Source organism: Armatimonas sp. (assembly GCF_031410135.1).
Taxonomy (GTDB): domain Bacteria; phylum Armatimonadota; class Armatimonadia; order Armatimonadales; family Armatimonadaceae; genus Armatimonas.
The window spans coordinates 1-7368 of the sequence record NZ_JANNYP010000722.1 but is presented as its reverse complement, the minus strand read 5'-3'; the positions used below and the strand labels follow the sequence as shown (position 1 = coordinate 7368).

Sequence of the window (7368 nt, the reverse complement as noted above, 5' to 3'; positions counted from 1 at the left end):
GTTGCTTGAAGCATGAACGTGCCCCCATTTGCCTGTTCCGCCTCGGCTTGGACGCACTCCAAAATTGGATGACCTCTTTGTGCAGAACTGTCAAAGAGTGTCAGCGCGAGAAGGCACTACAATTTTTGTCCTGTACTTAGGTCGCCTTCTTATACCCCACGCACTTCGCTGAGTATTTCACGCCGTCGTGTTCTTTCCAATCGCTGAATCGGTGGATGTCGTCTCGCCAGTCGATTCGAACCAGGAGACTCTTGGCTTTGTCGAAATACAAGTCCATAGCCGGGGTGACTGTCCCACTTACCCGAAGCCCAACAGCCGGTTTGCCCGACTCCATGACATCCGGGATCATCTCCAACTTGGATGCAGGGTCGGTCAGCACCCCGAGCGTCCATGCCCAGACCAGAAACGTAGCAGGTTCATCCGGCTTCTTCTCGTTCTTCACCCGCTCATTTTTGTTGGTCCACCAATACTTTGGTGGCTCGTAGACAGATACCCGCTCGGGCGCTTTCTTCGTCGGATCAGAGCTTGCGTTGACTGTCTCACGAGTACGAAATAGCTTGAGTAGTTTGTCCTCGCCGCCAGCGGCAGTGATAACCTGCTTGACGAGTGACTTCGGATCAGGTTCGGCTGCGGTCGTGGAATTGGACAAGCATGCCACGCAACACAGAGCCACCAAGCAAACAACTCGCATCGGGTTCCTCCTCGTTGATGCCTCTGGGGCCGAACTCGTGTTTCTGCCGCAGCGATCATAATGATGATTTTGGGGTGTTATGCCGCAAATGGCTGTTATCAGGTTTACTATACGATTTTTCACTTTTTGTCAGAAATGTCCTTTCTCAAGCGTTCTGTAGGCGAAGGTTACTTCCTACCTATACAGGAAGAAGTATAACAAAAAATGACAATGATCTCAAACTTTCTAGATGAGTGCCACAATGTTGCTCGACTGCATCATCTTGCCTACTCCACGGAGCAGAGCGATATCGTCACGATCAAGCGCGTCCTCTATTTCTCTGAGCGCCAGCATTTCCGTAATCGTGGAGCGGTAGGGGGATGCTGGCAGGTAGAATCTCTCTATGAAACAAACGTGGAAGAACGGGCTTCCTAGCTCGCCAGACTACTTTCCCATCGGGGTGTGGCTTCAGTCACCGCAGAACGCTTCGCGCTATACGGCGGCGGGGATCAATCTCTATGTGGCGCTCTGGCAGGGGCCGACGGAGAAGCAACTGGCGGCGCTGAAGGCGGCGAAGATGCGGGTGGTCTGTGAGCAGAACGCAGTGGGGCTGGCGCATAAAGACGATCCGATAATCGCGGCGTGGATGCATGGCGATGAGCCGGATAACGCGCAGGCGGTGACCGATCCGGTGACGGGCAAGAAAGGCTGGGGGCCGTGTGTGCCGCCGCAGAAGATCGTGGACGACTACAAGCGGCTTCGCGAGAAAGACCCGACCCGGCCCATTCTGCTGAATCTCGGGCAGGGAGTCGCCAACGATGCCTGGAAGGGGCGCGGCGCGGGGGCGAAGCTCTCGGACTACGAGACGTACGTGCAGGGCGGCGATATTATCTCGTTTGATATCTACCCCGCCGCCAATAACCTGCCGCTCGGGCTGGTGCCCAAGGGCGTGGACCGACTGGCGGGCTGGACGGGCGGGAAGAAGCACATCTGGAACTGCCTGGAGTGCACGCGCATTGATGGCAAGAGTAAGGCAACTCCCAAGCAAGTGCGATCCGAGACGTGGCGGGCGATTATTCATGGCTCGCGCGGCCTGATCTACTTTGTCCACCAGTTCCAGCCCAAGTTCAACGAGCACGCCTTGCTAGACGACCCCGAGATGCTGGCCTCGGTCACGGCGACCAACAAGCAGATTCAGGAGCTGGCGGCGGTGATCAATAGTCCTAACGGCAAGCGTACCGAGCAAGGTGGCGTGGAGCTGCTGACCGTGGAGCACGCAGGAGGACTCACGATCTTCGCCGCCGCGACGGGCGAGAAAACCGTGCGGGTTGCCGTCGCCAAAACCGGGAAGGTGGAGGTTCTCGGTGAGGGGAGGATGCTAAAAGCAACCAATGAGGGAGCGGCGGGTCAGGCGCTGTTCTACGATACCTTCGCCCCCGAGGACGTCCATATCTACCGGGTTACGGTTCGTTAGAGGCTGCGAAAAAGCTCCAGCGCCTCGGCTTTTAGAGTGTCAAGACCGCGTGGGCTGGGTTGCAAGGTGCAAAGGCCATTCGGAAGCTTGAGACGCGTGTGGTGCGTGTGGAGAATGTTGTCGAGAGCGGTTGCGGCACAGCCACTTGCCGAATGCCCCAGCTCATCGTATTCATGATCTTCGTCCAAAGCTTTAAGGAGTGCAGGAATGGCGACGGGGGAGCCAATACCGCCGAGGGCATAAGCTGCGGTGTTGCGCACCATCGGGTGGGGATCGGCTTCCAGGCGCGAAATCAGTGGCGGAATGGTGCGCTCGTCGGCGATGTCGTGGAGTAGCCCACAGATCTCCACGCGAACCTCCCACTCGGGATCGTCTAGGAGAGGCAGGAGTAAGGCAACACTCGCCGCGGGATCGATCCGAAAGGCCGTCTCCGCGACAAGGCAACGGAACTCCCCATCAGGATCACCAAGAAAGCGCCCCAGGATCGGAAACAGGCGCAGGGCCCCGAGGGACTGCATCTTGGCGATGATGCGGTTTCGTGTCTCAGCACCGGGGGCTTGGAGCTGTGCCAGCCAGTCACGCACTTCATTGGGGTGGATTTCCTCATTCATGATCTCTTGAATTATGCCACAAGGGAACACGGGTAGAATCTTTGTATGAGTCTGCCACGGATTGTTGTGATTGGAATGGGCGGCACGATTGGCATGGTGCGCGGGGCCGATGGGGCGCTCCTACCCGCAGCGTCGGTGGGGGAGCTGCTCGACCAGGTGCCTGCCGCCGCACGTTATGCCGAGCTGACTCTCGTGCCGCTGGTGTCACTGGACAGCACCAATCTTGCGCCGAGCCACTGGGGAGAGCTAATCGAGGTGGTTGCCGAGGCACACGGGCAGTGCGACGGCATCTTGGTTCTACACGGCACCGATACCATGGCCTACACCGCCACGGCGCTCTCGCTCGTATTGCCACGGGGCGGGCATCTTCCCGTGGTCTTCACCGGCTCGCAGCTGCCGCTAAAAAGCGACCACACCGACGCGGCACGCAATCTCATCGGGGCGCTACTGACGCTACGGCTCGCCATTCGTCGCCAGATCGCCGAGGTGATGATTGTCTTTGGCGATAGAGTCCTGCGCGGCAACCGGGCAATCAAGACCAGCGAGATTCGCTTCCCCGCCTTCGACTCGCCTGCCTTCCCGCTACTGGGCGAGGTCACCGCGGCAGGGATTCGGCTCACCGGGCTCCACACCGAGCGCACCCAAACCACGCCCTTCACTCCCGACACACGCTTCGATGGGGCGATCCTAACCGTGGACATGACCCCCGGCCTGCCACCTGAGGCGCTGCGTGCGGTGCTCCACTCTGGTCACTGTCGCGGCCTGATCCTGCGCTCGCTGGGAACCGGCAATATCCCCAATGTCGGCCCACTCTCACTGGTTCCCGTGATTCAGGAAGCCACCGCCGCTCAGATTCCCGTGCTCATCACCACCAAGTTTGTGGGTGGCTCGACCCGCATGGGCCTCTATGAACCGGGGCGGGACGCGCTCGAAGCCGGTGCAATTCCTACGGGCGACCTGACCGATGTGGCGGCGCAAGTCAAGCTCATGGCCGCACTAGGGCGAGGTATCCCGCCCCGTGCGTTTCTGCTGGCGGACATTGCAGGCGAGCTCACGGTCACGGAGGATATGGAAGATGAGTCCCACTGAGTTTGTGGGCGCGGTTCAGAGCGCACTGGAGCCGCACCGCGACGCCGAAAAAGCCGCGCCGATGGTACGCTACATGCGCGATCACTTCCCGTTTCTGGGCCTCAAGCGCCCGGAGTTCCAGCCGCTCGTTCGGCCACTTCTTGCAGGCGCAAAGCCCGTCGCTGATGAAGCTTGGCTGGCTGAGACAGCACGCCTGCTCTGGGCGCTGCCCGAGCGTGAGTACCAATACGCCGCGCTGGACTTGCTCGCCAAGTACCAGAAGAAGCTTACGCCTGCGAGCCTGCCACTGCTCCGTGAGCTGATCGTCACCCACTCCTGGTGGGACAGCGTGGACGGCGTCGTCGGAGCTGTGCTCAGCCCGCTCACCCTACGCCTGCCCGAGCTGCAACTTTCCATGGACAACTGGAGCCGCGACGAGAACTTCTGGCTCCGTCGCGCCGCGATCCTGCACCAGCTCAAGCACCACAAAGCCACCGACACCGAGCGCCTCTTTGCCTACTGCCGCCACAACGCCCCCGACCCGGAGTTCTTTATCCGAAAAGCCATCGGGTGGGCCTTGCGCACCTACGCCTACACCGACCCGCTCGCCGTCCAAGCCTTTGTCGAAGCCAACAAAGCACAGCTCTCCACACTCACGGTTCGTGAAGCGCTGAAGCACCTCACGCCTATTTCTTAAGATATCCCAAATCGGCGAGCCACTCCTCAAAGCGCACTTGCCAGGTGCCAAAGGGGATTCCCTTGCGCTCGCTGATCGCGCCGCCATGCCCGCCGTGGCCGTAGATGTGCAGCTCCGCAGGGACTTTGGCATCGAAGAGCAGGTTGTAGTACTCCACCGTCTGCTTGGCATGAAACGCATCGTCGAGGCCCGCACTGGTGAGAAACGCGGGGCCAGCGCCCGCGGGAATCTTGAACTCCATCGGAGCCCAGCCAGCGTAGACCAGCGCCACGAAGTTGGGGGAGCAGCTCTCTCGCTCAATCGGGTCGGTGGCATCGGGCTTGCCGATGTCGTTGCGCATGTGGATCAGCGCGGCGAGCGCGCCTCCCGCGGAGAAGCCGAGAATCCCGACCCGCTTGGTGTCTATACCCCAGTCTTTGGCGTTGGCACGGACGAGGCGAAACGCGCGTTGGGTGTCCTGAAGAGCTTCGCCCTCGACCGTGTACTTGTAGCCCGGCGTGAACGCTAGGCGGTACTTCAGCACGGCGGCGGCGACCCCCCGCTCGTTGAGCCACTGCGCGATCTGTGTCCCTTCGTTGGGCCAGCCCAGCTCGCGGTGTCCACCGCCCGGCGCGACAATCATCATCGTCCCCGTGGCCTTCTCCTTGGGCGGCAGAAAGACCTCGATAATCGGGTTGTGGACGTTCTTGATATTGAAGTACTGCCCCGGCTTGGCATTGGGCGGGGTTAGGATCTCTTTCTCGTTCTGTCCTTGGAGTGTCGGGTGACCCAGTGGATAGAGCGGGAGAGTCTGCGACTTGGTTTGTGCGTGGGCGGGAGCCAGGAGCGCAAGGGCGGCAAGAGGTAAAAGAAAAGCAGCTCGGGTTTTCATGTGCTCATTGTACCGACTACTTTAGCGAGAACGTGCTATAATTTTCCCGTCATGACATCGTCTACTTCCTCAACTCTCACCCGGCGCGGCTTCTGCGCACTTAGCCTCTCTCTTCTCTCGCTGGCCTCATTTACTTTGATGGGCTGTCCTTCGAGCAATAATGCCGGAGGAGGAGCAGGCGGCGGTTCGACGGGCGCGGTGCCGGGTGTCCTGCGCTACCCGATCGCCACGGAGCCCAGTACGCTTGACCCGCACCGCGCTCAGGACGGGCCGACGATCGATCTTCTCCAGAACGCGCACATGGGCCTTGTGGGCTGGAACGACAAGACCGAGGTCACGCCGATGGCCGCTAAAGAGCTGCCGAAGATCAGCGCGGACGGAAAAGTCTACACCTTCACGCTGCGCGAGGGGCTGAAGTTTCACAATGGCCGGGAAGTGACCGCTGACGATGTGAAGTACAGCCTGACCCGCGCTCTCGATCCCAAGCTCGCCTCGCCCGTGGCTGGGAGCTACCTCGACGACATCCAAGGCGCGAAAGACCTCGCCGCGGGCAAGGCCACCGAGCTAACCGGCGTGAAAGTAATCGACAAGAGCACCGTTGAGATCACGCTTGTCGGCTCCCGACCCTACTTCTTGGGCAAGTTCACCTACCCAACTGCCTATATCCTCGCCAAAGAAGAGATCGAGAAAGGCCCGACCCTCCCTAGTGGCGCAAAAACCATTGGCTCTGAGAACGCAGCACTGGTCGGGTGTGGCCCCTTCAAGCTAACCAACTACACGCCGCAGAAGTCCGTAACACTGGAGGCCAACAAGGACTGGGTACTCGGCGCCCCCAAGCTCACGAAAGTGGAGCGCCCGATTATCTTAGACACGAAGACGGCTCGTCTCCAATACGACTCAGGCCTCGTGGACATTATCGCACTCGAAAAAGGCGACTACGAGAAAGACAAGTCCGACCCCAAGTACGCCGGTCAAGTGCAGACCTTCAACCGCGCCTCGACCTACTATGTTGGGCTGAACCAGAAGGCCTATGCCCCGTTCAAGAACGCCAAGGTCCGCCAAGCCTTTGCATACGCCACCAACAAAGCGGAGATCAAAAAGGGCGTGCTACTGGATGTCAACACCGCCGCTGAGTGCGTCGTCCCGGAAGGAATGCCCGGCTACGATGCAAACTTCAAGGGCTACCCCTACGATGAAGCCAAAGCAAAAGCGCTCCTCGCCGAGGCAGGCTTCCCCGAGGGCAAGGGCCTCCCGCCGCTCACGCTCTGCTTCCGCCAGCAGCAGCCCGATATCGTCAAGACCGCTCAGGTGCTCAAGGAGCAGTGGAGCAAGGTAGGCATCCCGGTCGAGCTGCGCGAGATGGAGTACGCCTCGCTCATCAACGCCATGGACCGCGACGAGGTTGTCTACTTCCACCGCTGGGGCGCGGACTACCCCGATCCACAGAACTACCTCTCGCTTCTCCTAACCACCACCGGCGCGGAGAACCACGTCGGCTACTCCAACCCCGCCTACGATGCCCTCTGCGCCGCCGCCGATGTGGAGACCGATCCCAAGAAGCGTTTGGAGATGTACGCCAAAGCCCAGCGCATGGTCGTGGACGACGCCCCGTGGATTCCCGTCTACTACCAGCGCGACATGGAGCTGATTAAGACCCACGTCACCGGCATCAAAGACGGCCTCCTCGGGCACCTCCCGCTCGTCTCGGTCGAGGTCAAATGATCCTGAACCCATCCCCCCGGCCCCCTTCCCTTGCGGAGCAAAGGAAGGAGGAGATTTACCCTCCCTGTCCTGAGGGAGGGTGGCGAGGAACGAGCCGGGTGGGTTCGGGTGGGTTCACAGCCGGGTGGGTTCGGCCATGATCCGCCTGATTTTTACGCGCCTTGGCCTCGCGATCCCGACTCTGCTGGCGATCTCGTTTCTGGTGTTCTTTGCCACCTACCTCTCGCCCGCCGACCCCGTGGACATCCTACTGGG

8 protein-coding genes are annotated in these 7368 nt (G+C 60.4%); 5 read left to right on the top strand and 3 right to left on the bottom strand.

The window, feature by feature from the left end; translation table 11 throughout:
• Window positions 1-136: 136 nt before the first annotated feature.
• Window positions 137-649, bottom strand: coding sequence for a hypothetical protein (locus RMO15_RS26290; protein ID WP_309719791.1), 513 nt, complete (start codon window positions 647-649; stop codon window positions 137-139).
• Between the two features lie 246 nt (window positions 650-895).
• On the opposite strand from RMO15_RS26290, the gene RMO15_RS26285 reads away from it, so the two are divergent.
• Together RMO15_RS26285 and RMO15_RS26280 are read left to right on the top strand one after the other, a co-directional pair.
• Complete coding sequence (locus RMO15_RS26285; RefSeq protein ID WP_309719788.1) at window positions 896-1105, top strand: hypothetical protein; 210 nt, start codon at window positions 896-898, stop codon at window positions 1103-1105.
• Window positions 1074-2144, top strand: a complete 1071-nt coding sequence (locus tag RMO15_RS26280) for a hypothetical protein (RefSeq protein ID WP_309719786.1) — start codon at window positions 1074-1076, stop codon at window positions 2142-2144. Before RMO15_RS26285 ends, RMO15_RS26280 begins: the two co-directional genes overlap by 32 nt.
• On the opposite strand, the gene RMO15_RS26275 is transcribed toward RMO15_RS26280, so the two are convergent.
• The gene (locus RMO15_RS26275) at window positions 2141-2755 is read right to left on the bottom strand and encodes a HEAT repeat domain-containing protein (protein WP_309719780.1); all 615 of its coding nucleotides are present in this window, start codon (window positions 2753-2755) and stop codon (window positions 2141-2143) included. The two genes, RMO15_RS26280 and RMO15_RS26275, sit on opposite strands and share 4 nt — an antisense overlap.
• Before the next feature lie 45 nt (window positions 2756-2800).
• On the opposite strand from RMO15_RS26275, the gene RMO15_RS26270 reads away from it, so the two are divergent.
• Entirely contained in the window at window positions 2801-3844 is a 1044-nt protein-coding gene (locus RMO15_RS26270) for an asparaginase (RefSeq protein WP_309719777.1), read from the top strand.
• On the top strand, window positions 3831-4520 hold the full coding sequence (locus tag RMO15_RS26265) for a DNA alkylation repair protein (RefSeq protein WP_309719775.1): 690 nt from the start codon (window positions 3831-3833) through the stop codon (window positions 4518-4520). Before RMO15_RS26270 ends, RMO15_RS26265 begins: the two co-directional genes overlap by 14 nt.
• Here the strand turns inward: RMO15_RS26265 and RMO15_RS26260 are convergent.
• Window positions 4510-5391 (bottom strand): alpha/beta hydrolase, encoded by an 882-nt coding sequence (locus RMO15_RS26260; protein ID WP_309719772.1) that lies wholly within the window; start codon window positions 5389-5391, stop codon window positions 4510-4512. The two genes, RMO15_RS26265 and RMO15_RS26260, sit on opposite strands and share 11 nt — an antisense overlap.
• A 51-nt stretch (window positions 5392-5442) precedes the next feature.
• Here RMO15_RS26260 and RMO15_RS26255 point away from each other — a divergent pair, with 51 nt between their 5' ends.
• Window positions 5443-7113 (top strand): peptide ABC transporter substrate-binding protein, encoded by a 1671-nt coding sequence (locus RMO15_RS26255; RefSeq protein ID WP_309719769.1) that lies wholly within the window; start codon window positions 5443-5445, stop codon window positions 7111-7113.
• Window positions 7114-7368 lie beyond the last annotated feature (255 nt).

Coding starts and splice junctions, on each gene's coding strand:
- RMO15_RS26285 (WP_309719788.1), top strand. CDS start 896: ATGACAATGATCTCAAACTTTCTAGATGAGTGCCACAATGTTGCTCGA.
- RMO15_RS26280 (WP_309719786.1), top strand. CDS start 1,074: ATGAAACAAACGTGGAAGAACGGGCTTCCTAGCTCGCCAGACTACTTT.
- RMO15_RS26275 (WP_309719780.1), bottom strand. CDS start 2,755: ATGAATGAGGAAATCCACCCCAATGAAGTGCGTGACTGGCTGGCACAG.
- RMO15_RS26270 (WP_309719777.1), top strand. CDS start 2,801: ATGAGTCTGCCACGGATTGTTGTGATTGGAATGGGCGGCACGATTGGC.
- RMO15_RS26265 (WP_309719775.1), top strand. CDS start 3,831: ATGAGTCCCACTGAGTTTGTGGGCGCGGTTCAGAGCGCACTGGAGCCG.
- RMO15_RS26260 (WP_309719772.1), bottom strand. CDS start 5,391: ATGAAAACCCGAGCTGCTTTTCTTTTACCTCTTGCCGCCCTTGCGCTC.
- RMO15_RS26255 (WP_309719769.1), top strand. CDS start 5,443: ATGACATCGTCTACTTCCTCAACTCTCACCCGGCGCGGCTTCTGCGCA.